Below are 14,054 nucleotides of genomic sequence, written 5' to 3' on the forward strand. Positions count from 1 at the left end.
TGATGAAGCAGGTTGAAGACGAAGAAATATTAGCAAAATTCTCAATTGAGAAGACACGTAATGAAGCCTTTAACCTGCTTATCACAAAATATCAGGAAAAGATCTACTGGCATGTACGCAGACTGGTAATAGACCATGATGATGCAGACGACCTGGTACAGGAGGTTTTTATCAAAGTATGGAAAAACCTGGCCAAATTCCGCAGCGATTCTAAGCTGTATACCTGGATCTACCGCATCGCCACCAACGAAAGTATTACCTTTCTGAATAAAAAGAAACAGCAGAACAATACACCGCTGGATGAAGTTTCTGAAGAACTCTCTGAAAGTTTGGTAGCCGCCTCTTATTTCAACGGTGATAAGATTCAGATGAAATTACAGCAGGCACTACTTACCCTGCCGGAGAAACAGCGCCTGATATTTAACATGAAATATTATGACGATCTGAAGTATGAAGAGATTTCTGACATACTCGGTACATCGGTTGGGGCATTAAAAGCATCATTTCATATTGCCGTAAAAAAAATTGAAGTTTTTATGCTAAATGATGACATTTCCTTTTAAACCTTTTGCGTTTTTATACATCCATATAACTGAAAAACCACAGGGAATTTTCCCCTGTCTGAATTTGCCCGACTAGCTTAAATTATTGATAGATGAAAACTGATGCAGAAAACAACGAATGGAAAGCAGAAGCCCCTTACCTGGCCAGTCTGCCTATACAAAACCCATTCCTTATTCCGGAACAATATTTCAACTCGTTACCTGATTTAATTAACAGCTCGGTTTATTTCGAGGAGTTGAAAGACGCTATTCCTGCGTCCGGATTTACCGTCCCTTCTTCATATTTCAGCGATGCACAGTCGCGCTTTGCTAAAGCAATTGCAAGTGATATAGACGATGAGGAAGCTGATGAAGCTATCACTTTCTCTCTACCTAAAGCTGACGGGTATACTACTCCTGATCTTTATTTTGAAACGTTATCCTCCAGAATTCTGGAAAAAACAACAGGACACAATATTTCTGGAAAAAAAAGTTCTAAAATAGTCCGTTTATGGCATTCAGGTTTGCTAAAATATGCTTCTGCAGCATGTTTTGTTTTAGTGAGCACATTTGGATTGTATATCAATCACCAAAGGGAATCTATGAATACAGAGGTTGCTAATGAGCAAATGTTATATGATATAGATGAACAGGATATCATCGATAATATCCAGGGCACCAATGTAGATGCCCAAAGTACTAATACAACGAATACCGATCTGGAGACTTACATTCTAAACAATTATTCTCAAAGTGACCTGTCTTCTGCATTATAATTAATTCACCATGAAAAACATACTTGCCGCCGTTTTTTTACTTTTCTTACCCTTTTTAGTTGCTGCACAGCGACCTGATAATGGTGGTAGGATGAATGAGATCAATGCCTACAAAGTTTCTTATTTAAAAGAAAAGTTAGAGCTTACTCCAGAAGAAGCGAGGATTTTCTGGCCCATATACACAGCATGGCAACGTGAACAGGCTGAATTACGCCAGGAACGCAGGGAGAAAATGATCAGTTTTAGAAAGATCAATGAAATTGATAACCTTTCGGATACTGAAGTACAAACCCTAATTACCAATGAACTTGACTTCAAACAAAGAGACCTTAATATTGAACGTAAGTATTATACCAAGCTTAAAAATAGCCTTCCTATCAAAACGGTAGGTAAATATTACCGTGCCCAGGAAACATTTAAAAGAGAATTATTAAGCAAATACAGGGAAAACAAAAGACCTTAATTCATTTTTTGCCTTTTGATCAGATAGGCTGATAAAATTGCTGAATATCCTTCGGCTATATCTGCCTCAATCAAATCTATTTTATATTGCGCGCATTTCAGGGCGATCATTTTCCGGTAGGCCTGATAAGCAGTTAAATAAACCTCTTTCACTGTGGAAGCATTCGCTTTTACAGTTTCTCCCGTTTCCATATCAACAAATTCATAAGGCCTGTTTTCAAAATTAAATTCTACTTCTTTCGCATGGTCACTTACGCTGAAGATAATCACTTCATGTTTGTTAAATTTTAAATGCTGTAGGGCAGAAAATAATGCAGCCTGCTGCGTTTCATCATAAATAGTGGTCAGCAGATCGCTAAAGACAATTACCAAAGAGCGTTTATGGATAGATTCGGCAATCTGGTGCAGCGACCGTTTCAGGTTAGTCCCCGCATGAAGCGAAGGGGCAGCTAATACTTCCTGCAAACGGGACAACAGGAATTGCTGGTGCACCGTTGTTGACCTTGCAGGCGTGCTCAGTTTAATTTCATCATTAAATAAGCTCAGTCCGAAAGCATCTCTTTGTCTTTTCAGCAGGTAGATCAGTGCGGCTACCGATTGCACAGAAAAGCTGAGTTTATTCTCCTTTTCTCCCTGAGGAAAGTACATCGACGAAGAGGTATCAATTACAAACTGACAGCGCAGATTTGTTTCTTCTTCATATCTTTTGGTATATAATTTCTCTGTTCGCCCAAATAACTTCCAGTCGATGTTCCTTACATTGTCGCCTGCATTGTATGCCCTATGCTCCGCAAATTCTACTGAAAACCCATGAAACGGACTCTTGTGTAAGCCAGTGATAAAACCTTCCACTACGTGCCTGGCCAATAACTCCAGGTTACTGACCGGTTGCCCGCTAGACTGATCTGTAAAAGACTCCATTTTGTAAATTTAACAAAAGAAATATAACTTGCCCCTATAATGAACCAACCTGTTAAACACCGGATAACCTTAAGAGTTATTGTTATACTTTACCTGCTTTTGTTTCTTAGCGCTATAGTTACTTCAGGTTATCTGTTAGGCAAAACTATTCAGGAGCAACCGATTATATTGATAACGTTTTTAAAATATCTATTGTTATGCATCCTGTTCCTGGTACTGATTGTAAATACGCTGCGTGCGTTTATGCTGACACCGCTAGCTGTAACCAGGCTGGCCACAAGCACGGCTAATTTCAAATGGCTGTTCGTCATTGCCGTTGTTATCGCCATAGCAGCCAGAACCGGTATATTCAATATGACTAAACAGCAGCCCGCACCAGTGAGTAACCTTCAAATTGGTATTTTAATTTTGATGACGCTGTTTTGTTTTTGGAGTGATTACATCCTGAAGATAGAAACCAGGCAGGAATAAGATCAATTACTTGCCATTAAAGCTATTTTATGAACATCAGGCCCTTTAAAGAAGAAGATCGTAAGGTGATGCAAAAGATCTATCTTAATGGACGTATAGCAACGTTTAATTGGGTAGATATCTCTTCCTATACATTGGAAGATTTCGATGCAGCCACTGCCGGTGAGCAAATCCTTGTTGCCGAAGATCAATCTATACTGGCGGGCTTTATTGCCTTTTACCCGCAAGAAAGTTTTATCCATCATTTATATGTGGATGCACATTATCATAAAAAAGGAATAGGAAAAGCACTCTTAAACGCAGCTGTTGTCATGCTTCATCAGCCAGTAAGGCTAAAATGCCTGGTTAAAAATAAAAGTGCAGTAACATTTTACAAATCTCAGGGCTGGAAATTTGAAATGACAGGTGATGATGTAATGGGCAGGTATTATTTACTGGTCAATTCCTGATAATCTGAATTTAAAATCAGGACATAAAAAAAGCTGTCTCCATGAATGAAGGCAGCTCATTTTGCTCGTGTATATTAATTAGAATTGCTTATGCAACTGGTTCTAATTGCTTATCCAGTTTACCTGCTAATACAGATTTAGGAACAGCACCAACTTGCTTATCAACTACTTCTCCATTTTTAAAATATAATAAAGCAGGAATATTACGAATACCGAACTGAGTAGCGATCTGTGGGTTGTTATCTACATTCACTTTCCCTACTATCGCTTTTCCTTCGTATTCTTTTGATATTTCATCTACTACAGGACCTACCATGCGACATGGACCACACCATTCTGCCCAAAAGTCTACTAAAACGGGTTTATCTGATTTCAACACAACTTCCTCGAAGTTGGCATCTGTGATTTCTAAAGCCATAATTATCTATTTATTTATATACAAAGATATAATCAATTGTAATGCCATCAATTTTTTGAATGTCAAAATGACATTAGTTCAACTTATATCTATGCTTTACGATATGTCGATTAACTGATCGCATGCCCAAAACATTATTTACAGATTTCATAATTAACTGTATTTAATGCAGTTAGCTGATCAAGAAAATCATTATTCGGATTAACTTTTAATGATTTGGACGGTAATTCCAGATTAATACTTTTTTCCGTATCATGAATAATAAAATTGAGTGTACACTTTTGCTGTTCTGTATTGACCTTATTTTCCTCTATTATGGCATAAATCTGCGCAATCAGGTTATCATTTATTCCATGGATCGGAAGATGGAGCTTAATTCCTTTTGCATATTTATCCCTTAATTCAGATAACAGCTCAATAGAGGAGATTTTAAACTCCCAGTCGCCCTCCTTACGGAAGCGCTCCCCCACCTGCCCGCGAATCCGCAGAAAGTATCCATCGGCCATGTATTGCTTGAACTTCACAAAATCGTCTCCAAATAAAGCCAGCTCACAGCTATCATTATAATCCTCAAAGACAATAGTCCCAAACGGTTTTCCTGTTTTTGTCATGCGCTGCGCAGAAAGGACAACCAGCCCTCCTACAACCAGCTCCCTGTTCTTTATAGAGGAGAACTCTGCAAGCACTTCTTCATTGGTATCGCCCATTCTGATCTTATTCACCAGGGAGAGGTGCCGCACAGAATGCTGGCAGAACTCTTTTAATTCAACTTTATAATTATCCAGCGGATGGCCGCTTAAAAAGATTCCTATGGCGTCTTTTTCGTATTTCAGCCTGTCGATCAAACTCCATTCTGCGGCAACCGGTAAAGTAGGTTCCTGGATCATATCTGCAATGGTGCCGCCAAACAATGATGACTGTGAAGAAGATTCGTTATTCTGAAAATCGTTAGAGAATTTGATCAGTTTCTCTATCCCATTCAATTTATCGTTCTGTCCTACAAAGAAATACTGCGCACGGTGATATTTAAAACTATCAAAAGCACCACTGTAAACAAAACTCTCATATGCTTTTTTATTTACCGTCCTGGTATTAGATCGTTTGGCAAAATCGTATACACTGGTATAATGTCCTTTTGCACGTTCCTCAATAATACTTTCGACCGCTTTTTCACCTACCCCTTTTATTCCCGAAAGGCCAAAACGTACTTCACCATTTACATTAACTGAGAATTTCAGAATAGACTCATTTACATCAGGTCCGAGTACCTGTACACCCATCTGTTTACACTCCTCCATGAAAAATGCAACCTGCTTGATGTCGCTCATATTATTCGTCAGTACCGCAGCCATGTATTCTGCCGGATAATGCGCCTTTAAATAAGCTGTCTGGTAGGCAATCCAGGCATAACAGGTAGAGTGTGATTTATTAAAAGCGTAAGAAGCGAATGCTTCCCAGTCTTTCCAGATCTTCTCTAAAGTAGCTGGTGAATGACCTTTTTCTGCGGCCTGCGACACAAATTTAGGTTTCATCTTATCCAGTACCTCTTTCTGTTTCTTACCCATTGCCTTTCTCAGTACATCGGCTTCACCTTTGGTAAAACCTGCCAGTTTCTGCGACAAGAGCATCACCTGTTCCTGGTATACGGTAATTCCGTAGGTTTCCTTTAAATATTCTTCACAGGCATCCAGATCGTATTTAATTTCTTCCTCTCCATTTTTCCTGCGTACAAAACTTGGGATATACTCCAGCGGTCCCGGGCGGTATAGTGCATTCATGGCAATTAAATCTCCAAAAACGGTAGGTTTTAATTCCTTCATGTACTTCTGCATCCCAGTACTCTCGTATTGGAAAATCCCTATCGTTTCACCACGCTGGAAAAGCTCGTATGTTTTTACATCATCTATAGGAAATTCATCAGGGTCCAGCTGAATACCTGTACGCAGCCTTACCAGCTTCACCGTATCCTTAATCAGGGTTAGCGTTTTTAACCCCAGGAAGTCCATTTTAAGTAATCCGGCACTCTCTACTACAGAGTTATCAAATTGCGTCACATAGAGGTCCGAATCCTTGGCCATCGCCACGGGTACGTAATTGGTAATATCATCCGGGGTGATAATCACTCCGCAAGCATGGATACCGGTATTACGTAAAGAGCCTTCGAGAATCCTTGCCTGCTGAATCGTCTCAGAACTTAAATTCTTGGAATCTGCAATAACTTTGAGCTCTACAACTTTTTCATATTCATCTGCACGAAGTACACCTTTCAGTGCTTTTTCATCCAGATTAAAGATCTTTGCCAGTTTTAGGTTAGGAATTAGCTTTACTATTTTATCTGCCTCAAAAAGAGGAAGATCCAATACCCTCGCCGTATCTTTTATAGACGATTTGGCAGCCATGGTTCCATAGGTAATGATCTGTGCTACCTGGTTTGCCCCGTATTTGCTGATAACATAGTCCATAACGCGTCCCCTGCCCTCATCATCAAAGTCGATATCAATATCGGGCATTGACACCCTGTCAGGGTTTAGGAAACGCTCAAACAGGAGATCATATTTTATAGGATCTATATTGGTGATCCACAGGCAATACGCAACAACTGAACCTGCCGCAGAACCCCTTCCCGGGCCTACAGAAACATCCAGGTTTCGCGCTTCGCGGATAAAATCCTGCACAATCAGGAAGTAACCCGGATAACCGGTCTTCTCGATCGTCTGCAGCTCAAAGTCGAGCCGCTCTTCTATTTCAGGGGTAATTACCCCGTATCTTTTTTCTGCACCTACATAAGTTAGATGGCGCAGGTATTTGTTTTCCCCTCTTTTACCCGCGTCAGTTTCATCTTCTGCCACCAGGAACTGCTCAGGAATATCAAATTTAGGTAAGAGAACTTCCCTGGCCAGTTTATATATCTCTATTTTATCGATTACTTCCTGGATATTTAAAATTGCCTCCGGCAGATCAGCAAATAATGCTTTCATCTCCGCAGAAGATTTAAAGTAATATTCCTGGTTTGGCAGACCATAGCGGTATCCCCTTCCCCTGCCTATCGGTGTAGCCTGCTTTTCAGCATCTTTTACGCACAGCAAAATATCGTGTGCGTTGGCATCTTTTTTATTGATGTAATAGGAATTGTTAGTGGCAACCAGTTTTACGTCGTGTTTTCTCGCCATGGAAATCAGCGATTTGTTCACCACATTTTCATCGTCCTGGTTATGTCTCATGATCTCGATATAGAAATCAGGGCCGAACAGTCCTTTCCACCAGATCAATGCTTCTTCAGCCTGTTTTTCACCCATATTCAGCAACTTGCTGGATATTTCACCGTAAAGGTTTCCGGAAAGTACAATGATGTCTTCTTTAAACTGTTCAATAACAGCCCTGTCTATCCTTGGGACATAATAGAATCCTTTGGTATAAGCAGTGGAAGACATTTTTGCCAGGTTATGGTAACCTCTTTTATTTTTTGCCAGCAGCACCATCTGGTACCCGTTATCTTTTCTGGATTTATCCAGGTGATTTTCACAGACAAAAAATTCACAGCCTACAATTGGTGTGATCGGCACTTCTCCAGCTACCTCACCCTTTTCCTCAGCTGCTTTATTTCTTGCTTCTACCCCCTTATTGTGGTTAAGTACCTGGTTTACAAAATGGAATGCCCCCATCATATTGGCATGATCGGTCATCGCCACAGCAGGCATTTTATCAGCCGCTGCTGCCGCAATCAGGCCAGGAATGTTAATGGTGGACTGTAATACCGAAAACTGGGTGTGGTTATGCAGGTGGACAAAAGTGGCCTGTTTAAGCTCTTCCTGATTTTCTTTGATGGTCTGTCTGGAAACTCCTGGTCCTTCTGATTTCTCCTGTCTTTTTCTGATCTCGTCAGAAGCTCCTTTAAGATTATAGTGTTTGAGGCCGGCACCCTGTATTACTTCGGGGTTATGCGTTTTAAATAGACGGAGATAGTCGTGGTCCCTTTGCAACTGCTCAGGAGTAAAGACCTCCATTTTAACCAGCTGCAGAAAACAGCGGGTAGTGGCTTCCACATCCGCTGTTGCATTGTGGGCTTCAGCAAAAGGAACACCAAATAAGTAACTATGCAGTTCAGTCAGCGTAGGCAGTTTAAACCTGCCACCACGGCCGCCTGGTATTTTCAATAAGTCTGCGGTAACTTCTGTACAGGTATCTAAAACAGGCATCTGCGCCATAGGGCTTTCTACGCCCATACGGTAAAATTCAGACCCCATGATGTTCACATCAAAACCAATGTTCTGACCGACAACGAACTTTGATTTAGAAAGCGCGATGTTAAATTTCTCCAGCACCTCTGCAAGTTCAATACCCTGTTCGGCGGCTAGTTCTGTTGAGATCCCATGTATGCGTTCTGCATCATAAGGGATATTAAAACCATCAGGTTTTACCAGGTAATCCTGATGCTCGATCAGGTTTCCCAATTCATCATGCAGCTGCCAGGCTATCTGGATACACCTGGGCCAATTATTGGTGTCACTTACCGGAGCGTTATAATTGGCAGGTAAACCTGTAGTTTCGGTATCAAAAATTAAATACATAGATGGGTAATTAAGAATCCCTGTTTTTAAACAAAGTGATACACAAAATTACGTTTTTTTAAATGCTTAACTATACATAAAAGTTAAATTAAAGGGAAGGTCTTGTATCCTAAAGGCATAGTTTATCAGATGTCGCTATTCAGTGTGGCTGCCCCTTTTGAAGGAGCTGTTTGTGCTCCTGGGAAACAAGCTTTTCGGTATCATAACCCCTGGCATGACAACGCTCAATAATTTCTTCGAGTAATTCTTTAGGTAGTTCAGGCTTACGCGACATGATAAAAAGAAACTTGTGCTTAGGGTGGCCTACCACGACATAAGAATAATCTTCTGCCAGTTCTATCACCCAGTAATCAACTTTTACAGGCCATACAAACTGTGCTCTCAATTCCGCATTTCTGGTTCCCCTGACCACAAAAAGTTTAGACCTGATATATTTGAGCGCATCTTCACCAATCGATTTATAAGTGGTGAAAACTGCGTAATAACCATCAGGATGTATAACGTAGGTTTCCGTGGTTTCACGCCAGTTTTTATCCATAAAAGTTGGTATAGAATAAAGTGAATACCATTTTCCTGCATAAGACATTATATCAACTTTTTCAACAGGTGTATTGTCCATCATCTTCCCCTTTTTATTTATTTCGCCGGCGTTAAGCAAATGTAAATTCTTTCACATAAAACCCACAAACAATAATAAAGTTTTAAAAAGCATTTTTTATAACTGTGTTAAATTTATAACTTGTATCTGAAGTTTTACCATATTTGTTTATTACAAGGGGCTCACGTTTAGTCTGATTATCTAACCAAATAAAAAAATAGACCTATGAAAATAACAGTTGTTGGCGCAGGCGCAGTTGGTGCTACCTGTGCAGATAATATCGCCAGGAAAGAACTGGCCGAAGAATTAGTTTTACTGGATATTAAGGAAGGTTTTGCCGAAGGTAAAGCTATAGATATGATGCAAACGGCTGCTCTGCTCGGTTTTAATACAAAGATTAAAGGGGTAACCAATGACTATAGTAAAACCTCAGGATCACGCGTAGCAGTGATCACTTCCGGATTGCCTCGCAAGCCCGGAATGACCCGAGAGGAGTTAATCAGCATCAATGCTGGTATTGTTAAAGGAGTAGCTGAAAATATACTTAAGTTTTCTCCCGATGCTATTATTATTGTGGTGAGTAACCCGATGGATACTATGACTTATCTGGCACTAAAATCCCTGGGCCTGCCTAAAAACAAGATCATCGGTATGGGCGGCACCCTGGATAGCGCAAGGTTTAAGTATTACCTAAGTGTTGCCCTGAACTGTAATGCCAACGATTTGCAAGGTTTCGTGATTGGCGGACATGGAGACACGACCATGATCCCTTTAACACGTTATGCTACTTACCAGAGCCTCCCGGTTACAGAACTTTTAGCTGAGGATATACTGGCCAGGGTTGCTGCAGATACAATGGTTGGCGGAGCTACATTGACCGCCCTGCTCGGTACTTCTGCATGGTATGCCCCGGGTGCCGCTGTCGCCGCTTTGGTAGAAAGCATCGTACGTGATGAAAAAAAGCTCTTTACCTGCAGTGTTTCCCTTGAAGGAGAGTATCAGCAAAATGATATCTGCCTGGGTGTACCGGTAATTATTGGTCGTAATGGATGGGAAAAGATCATGGATTATAGCTTAAGCGAAGATGAACAGCTAACGTTTAATAAAAGTGCTGATGCCGTTAGAAATATGAATAATGTCCTTAAAGAAATGAACCTCGTTTAATGCGTACAATTGCAGTTCCGCTGATTTTAATCAGCCTGAATGAAGATGGTTTCCACCTTTTGGTGGAAATTTCCGTTTTTGGAAAGAAAAATTGGGCGGTGGTGGATACCGGTGCTTCAAGATCTGTATTCGATAAAGGTTTTATGGAGATCAACAGTGATGAAATTGTCACTGCAGATGATACGAATGCAACCACGTTATTTACCACTTCCAGTACAATACAGGCTGTGATCCCTAAACTGAAGATAGGAAAGCTGATCATTAAAAATTACCCTGCTGTAGGTCTTGACCTGCAGTCGGTAAATGAAGCCTACACCCTGTTGGGGCATCCCAGAATTATTGCCATTCTTGGCAGTGATATTTTTCATCAGTATCAGGCCAAGATCAATTATAAAAAACTGAAGATCCTGTTTTCTCAAAAAGGAAAACACTAAGATCATCAACCCTAAAAAAGAACTGCTTTATTAAGGCTACCAACCGCTGAAACGCGTTTGAAGGCCTTAATAAAGCAGTTCTTTTTTTAAGAGATTATCCTACAGGGCTCGTCTTACAGTTTTTTCTATAAATCGTCTAAAGCCACCCTGCAATGGATGATCTAAAAAAAACAGATATGCTCTTTTGTTGCCTAGAAATTTTGTAAGCGCAGCGAACAAAGGTTTCAGCAACAAAAGAGCATATCTGTTTTGAGCGAAGCCCGGAGAAGCTTTTTAATAAACATCACCCAAAGTAGATGATAAAAAAAACCGGTTTACCCTTTTGTCGCCTCGAAATTTTGCAAGCACAGCGAGCAAAGATTTCAGCAACAAAAAAGTAAACCGGTTTAAGCGAAGCCCGCATAAGCTTCTATATTTTATGCATCAATCTTAGCATATTTAGCATTTCTCTCGATAAATTCTCTGCGCGGTGCTACTTCATCTCCCATTAACATAGAGAAAGTATGATCACACTCTGCAGCGTTCTCAATGGTAGCCTGCATCAGTGTACGGTTAGCCGGGTTCAAAGTAGTATCCCAAAGCTGCTCTGCATTCATCTCACCCAAACCTTTGTAACGCTGGATGTGAACACTTTCTTCCTTACCCTGACCTTTTAGTCGTTGTACTGCTGCATCACGCTGCTGATCATTCCAGCAATATTCCTGGTCTTTTCCTTTTTTCACCAGGTAAAGCGGTGGAGCTGCGATATAAACATATCCTGCTTCGATCAGCGCTTTCATGTACCTGAAGAAGAAGGTAAGGATCAGTGTAGTAATGTGTGATCCGTCAATATCCGCATCCGTCATGATCACAATTTTGTGGTAACGAAGTTTGGTAATATTCAATGCTTTATCATCTTCCGGAGTACCTATACTTACACCAAGGGCAGTAAACATATTCTTGATCTCGTCATTTTCATAGATCTTATGCTCCATTGCTTTCTCTACATTGAGGATCTTACCTTTCAATGGAAGAATAGCCTGAAAATTACGGTCACGTCCCTGTTTCGCTGTTCCACCCGCAGAATCTCCCTCCACCAGGTATAACTCACATTTTTCAGGATCGCTATCCGAACAATCGGCAAGCTTGCCCGGTAATCCGGAGCCGCCCATTACACTTTTACGCTGAACCATTTCACGGGCCTTACGTGCAGCAGCACGTGCGGTTGCCGCCAGGATCACTTTGTTTACGATCATCCTGGCTTCTCTTGGATATTCTTCCAGATAGATGCCCAGGGCTTCACCAACAGCGATATCTACCGCACCCATAACCTCAGAGTTACCCAACTTTGTTTTCGTCTGACCTTCAAACTGAGGTTCCTGTACTTTTACAGAAATAACAGCAGTTAATCCTTCACGAAAATCGTCACCTGTAATCTCAAACTTAACGTTTTTCAACAAACCCGACTTATCAGCATAAGCTTTCAGCGTACGGGTCAATCCTCTTCTGAAACCGGCAATGTGTGTACCGCCTTCATGTGTATTGATATTATTTACGTAAGAGTGTACATTTTCAGCATAACTGTCATTGTACTGCAAAGCCAGTTCAACAGGAATACCATTTTTTATACCTTCAACATAAATGGGTTCAGCAATCAGTGAAGGACGTCCTCCATCTAAAAACTGAACAAACTCCTTTAATCCACCCTGAGAAAGGAAAAGTTCTGTTAAGAATTTTCCATCTTCATCCACTTCACGTTCATCAGTTAAGGTTAAACTGATTCCCTTATTTAAAAAGGATAACTCTCTTAAACGGGAAGCCAATGTATCATAACGATACTCTGTAGTCTGGGTAAAAATGGTAGGATCTGGTGTAAAAGTGATCACCGTACCTCTTTTTTCAGTTTCTCCTACAACTTTAACGTCGTACTGAGGTTTACCCATCGCATATTCCTGCTCCCAGATCTTTCCTTCACGGTGAACTTCAGCTTTTAAGTGTGTAGATAAGGCATTTACGCAACTTACCCCTACACCATGCAATCCACCGGAAACCTTATAAGTGTCTTTATCGAATTTACCACCTGCGTGAAGAACCGTCATTACGATCTCCAATGCAGATTTTTGTTCTTTCTGCATAATGCCCGTTGGAATACCACGGCCATTATCTTCTACCCTGATCGAATTGTCTTTAAGAATATTTACAGTAATGGTATCTGCATGTCCTGCTAAAGCCTCATCAATAGAGTTATCTACTACTTCATAAACCAAATGGTGTAAACCTTTTACACCAGTATCCCCTATATACATTGAAGGGCGCTTACGCACCGCTTCTAAACCTTCTAATACCTGTATATTATCTGCCGAATAATTTGACTTTGAATCTTTTTCTTCGCTCATATATGTTAATAAATAATAAGAGTCAAAAATAACCATTTGTGGGCAATTAACGGCAAATTGTGGATAACTATTTAGACGAATTCGTATATTAATGACGCAAAAAAAACGACTTATTTAGGATACTAAAATGGAAATTTTATATTTGCTGAAATATATCTCTTCAGCTGCGCAATAATTGAGAGACCTGAAAAGAAAAACATACCAATTACAAAAGAAAATCATTCATGAACAGAACCTCCTTCAAACTAAGCACTCTGGCTACAGCTGTAGCATTAGTTTCCGTAATGGCTTCATGCCAGAATAAAGACAATAAAGATGCCGCCACAAGTACCTCAGCTAAAACTGAAACTCCTGCTGCTGTAAAAACAGGCGAACCTATTGTTTATGTAAACTCTGATTCGTTGCTAACTAAATATGAGTATTTCAAAGACCTGAAAGTTAAATTAGATGCTAAATCTAAAGCCGCACAAGCTGACCTTGCAGGTAAACAACAAGCTTTTCAGCGTGAAGTAGCCCAATATCAGCAAACACAGAACACTTTGCCTGCTGATCAGAAAGCTGCAACAGAACAAAGACTGCAACGTAAACAACAGGAATTACAGGCTTATCAGCAAAATGCTGGTCAGGCTTTACAAAGTGAGCAAGCTACTGAACAAGAGAAATTATACAACAAAATTGCAGACTACCTTAAGATCTATGCAAAAGACAAAGGTTTCAAAATGGTGTTAACTTACCAAAAAGGTAACAGCGCTATTTTATTTGCAGATCCTTCACTGGATGTAACCAGCGAAGTAATTGTAGGCTTAAACGAAGGTTATAAAGCAGACAAAAAATAAGTTGAAAACCATTCCAAAAAATGCTCCGTATATCGGGGCA

Annotated in this window: 13 protein-coding genes; 8 read left to right on the forward strand and 5 right to left on the reverse strand. The window is 40.3% G+C overall.

Annotated elements, in window-relative coordinates:
• Positions 1-2 precede the first annotated feature (2 nt).
• From GSQ84_RS08580 to GSQ84_RS08590, 3 genes are all read left to right on the forward strand, one after another.
• Positions 3-563, forward strand: a complete 561-nt coding sequence (locus GSQ84_RS08580; protein WP_158796827.1) for an RNA polymerase sigma factor — start codon at positions 3-5, stop codon at positions 561-563.
• Positions 564-655: 92 nt separating this feature from the next.
• Positions 656-1,318, forward strand: a complete 663-nt coding sequence (locus GSQ84_RS08585; protein ID WP_158796828.1) for a hypothetical protein — start codon at positions 656-658, stop codon at positions 1,316-1,318.
• 10 nt (positions 1,319-1,328) lie between these two features.
• The gene (locus tag GSQ84_RS08590; protein ID WP_158796829.1) at positions 1,329-1,781 is read left to right on the forward strand and encodes a hypothetical protein; all 453 of its coding nucleotides are present in this window, start codon (positions 1,329-1,331) and stop codon (positions 1,779-1,781) included.
• Here GSQ84_RS08590 and GSQ84_RS08595 read toward each other — a convergent pair.
• On the reverse strand, positions 1,778-2,701 hold the full coding sequence (locus tag GSQ84_RS08595; RefSeq protein ID WP_158796830.1) for a DUF58 domain-containing protein: 924 nt from the start codon (positions 2,699-2,701) through the stop codon (positions 1,778-1,780). The genes GSQ84_RS08590 and GSQ84_RS08595 overlap by 4 nt on opposite strands.
• Positions 2,702-2,740: 39 nt before the next feature.
• Between GSQ84_RS08595 and GSQ84_RS08600 the strand changes: the two genes are divergently transcribed.
• Positions 2,741-3,172 (forward strand): hypothetical protein, encoded by a 432-nt coding sequence (locus GSQ84_RS08600; RefSeq protein ID WP_158796831.1) that lies wholly within the window; start codon positions 2,741-2,743, stop codon positions 3,170-3,172.
• Positions 3,173-3,201: 29 nt separating this feature from the next.
• Positions 3,202-3,621 carry a GNAT family N-acetyltransferase gene (locus GSQ84_RS08605; RefSeq protein ID WP_158796832.1) on the forward strand — a complete coding sequence of 140 codons (420 nt, stop codon included), beginning with the start codon at positions 3,202-3,204 and terminating at the stop codon, positions 3,619-3,621.
• Positions 3,622-3,709: 88 nt separating this feature from the next.
• Here the strand turns inward: GSQ84_RS08605 and trxA are convergent, their stop codons facing one another.
• The 3 genes from trxA to GSQ84_RS08620 form a co-directional block, all read right to left on the reverse strand.
• Positions 3,710-4,039 (reverse strand): thioredoxin, encoded by a 330-nt coding sequence (gene trxA, locus GSQ84_RS08610; protein ID WP_158796833.1) that lies wholly within the window; start codon positions 4,037-4,039, stop codon positions 3,710-3,712.
• 134 nt (positions 4,040-4,173) lie between these two features.
• Positions 4,174-8,607, reverse strand: coding sequence for a DNA polymerase III subunit alpha (gene dnaE, locus GSQ84_RS08615; RefSeq protein WP_158796834.1), 4,434 nt, complete (start codon positions 8,605-8,607; stop codon positions 4,174-4,176).
• A gap of 139 nt (positions 8,608-8,746) precedes the next feature.
• Complete coding sequence (locus GSQ84_RS08620; protein ID WP_254070809.1) at positions 8,747-9,229, reverse strand: lipocalin family protein; 483 nt, start codon at positions 9,227-9,229, stop codon at positions 8,747-8,749.
• Between the two features lie 201 nt (positions 9,230-9,430).
• Between GSQ84_RS08620 and GSQ84_RS08625 the strand changes: the two genes are divergently transcribed.
• On the forward strand, positions 9,431-10,369 hold the full coding sequence (locus GSQ84_RS08625) for a malate dehydrogenase (RefSeq protein WP_158796835.1): 939 nt from the start codon (positions 9,431-9,433) through the stop codon (positions 10,367-10,369).
• Complete coding sequence (locus GSQ84_RS08630; protein WP_158796836.1) at positions 10,369-10,803, forward strand: retropepsin-like aspartic protease; 435 nt, start codon at positions 10,369-10,371, stop codon at positions 10,801-10,803. The genes GSQ84_RS08625 and GSQ84_RS08630 overlap by 1 nt, the downstream gene beginning before the upstream one ends.
• A gap of 416 nt (positions 10,804-11,219) precedes the next feature.
• On the opposite strand, the gene gyrB is transcribed toward GSQ84_RS08630, so the two are convergent.
• Positions 11,220-13,178 carry a DNA topoisomerase (ATP-hydrolyzing) subunit B gene (gyrB, locus tag GSQ84_RS08635; RefSeq protein ID WP_158796837.1) on the reverse strand — a complete coding sequence of 653 codons (1,959 nt, stop codon included), beginning with the start codon at positions 13,176-13,178 and terminating at the stop codon, positions 11,220-11,222.
• Positions 13,179-13,402: 224 nt separating this feature from the next.
• Here gyrB and GSQ84_RS08640 point away from each other — a divergent pair, with 224 nt between their 5' ends.
• The gene (locus tag GSQ84_RS08640; RefSeq protein WP_158796838.1) at positions 13,403-14,014 is read left to right on the forward strand and encodes an OmpH family outer membrane protein; all 612 of its coding nucleotides are present in this window, start codon (positions 13,403-13,405) and stop codon (positions 14,012-14,014) included.
• Positions 14,015-14,054 lie beyond the last annotated feature (40 nt).

Origin of the sequence: Pedobacter sp. L105 (assembly GCF_009765875.1) — a bacterium.
Taxonomy (GTDB): domain Bacteria; phylum Bacteroidota; class Bacteroidia; order Sphingobacteriales; family Sphingobacteriaceae; genus Pedobacter.